Origin of the sequence: Pseudarthrobacter sp. fls2-241-R2A-127 (assembly GCF_030209355.1) — a bacterium.
GTDB lineage: Bacteria > Actinomycetota > Actinomycetes > Actinomycetales > Micrococcaceae > Arthrobacter.
The window spans coordinates 1-1100 of the sequence record NZ_JARVSF010000047.1; the positions used below are offsets into that span (position 1 = coordinate 1).

Sequence of the window (1100 nt, forward strand, 5' to 3'; positions counted from 1 at the left end):
ATCGAGCAGGCCTGCCTGGATGTCATGGCCGGCCGGCTCGCGGACCAGTTCGTGGTGGACGTGGTCCAGGGCGGCGCCGGGACGTCCTCGAACATGAACGCCAACGAGGTCATCGCCAACCGGGCCCTGGAAATCCTGGGGCACCCCAAGGGTGACTACGCCCGGCTGCACCCCAACGACCACGTCAACCTCAGCCAGTCCACCAACGACGTCTACCCCACCGCGGTGAAGCTGGGCACCATCTTCGCCGCCCGGGAACTCCTGGCAGCCCTCGAGGAACTCGAGGATGCCTGCGCCGCCAAGGCCATGGAGTTCCGCACCGTGGTCAAGATGGGCCGCACCCAGCTCCAGGACGCCGTCCCCATGACCCTGGGACAGGAGTTCGGCAGCTACGCCGTCACCATCGGCGAGGACCGGCTCCGCCTGGCAGAGGCCGAGTTGCTGATCCACGAGATCAACCTCGGCGCCACCGCGATCGGCACGGGCCTGAACGCCCCCGCCGGGTACGCGGCAACTGCGTGCCGGCACCTGGCGGAGATCACCGGGCTGCCGCTGGTCACCGCCGTGGACCTGATCGAGGCCACCCAGGACGTGGGCGCGTTCGTGCACCTCTCCGGTGTCCTCAAACGCGTGGCAGTGAAACTGTCCAAGATCTGCAACGACCTCCGCCTGCTCTCCTCAGGCCCCCGCGCGGGCTTCGGCGAGATCAACCTGCCGGCCGTGCAGTCCGGGTCCTCCATCATGCCCGGCAAGATCAACCCGGTCATCCCCGAAGTGGTCTCCCAGGTCGCCTACGAAGTAATCGGCAACGACGTCACCATCACCATGGCCGCCGAAGCCGGGCAACTCCAGCTCAACGCCTTCGAACCGATCATCGTCCACAGCCTCCACAAGAGCATCTCCCACCTCGAAGCCGCCTGCCGCACCCTCACGGCCCGCTGCATCCGGGGAATCACCGCCAACACCGAGCACCTGCGCCGCACCGTGGAGCAGTCCATCGGCCTGGTCACCGCATTGAACCCCCACCTCGGCTACGCCACCGCCACCGCCATCGCGCAAGAAGCCCTCGCCACCGGCAAGGGCGTCGCCGAACTCGTCCT

At 67.7% G+C, this 1100-nt stretch carries 1 protein-coding gene; it reads left to right on the top strand.

Annotated features, from left to right (window positions below; all coding sequences use genetic code 11):
- A partial coding sequence (locus QRN53_RS20805) for an aspartate ammonia-lyase (RefSeq protein ID WP_285245713.1) occupies window positions 1-1100 on the top strand: 1100 nt, incomplete at both ends.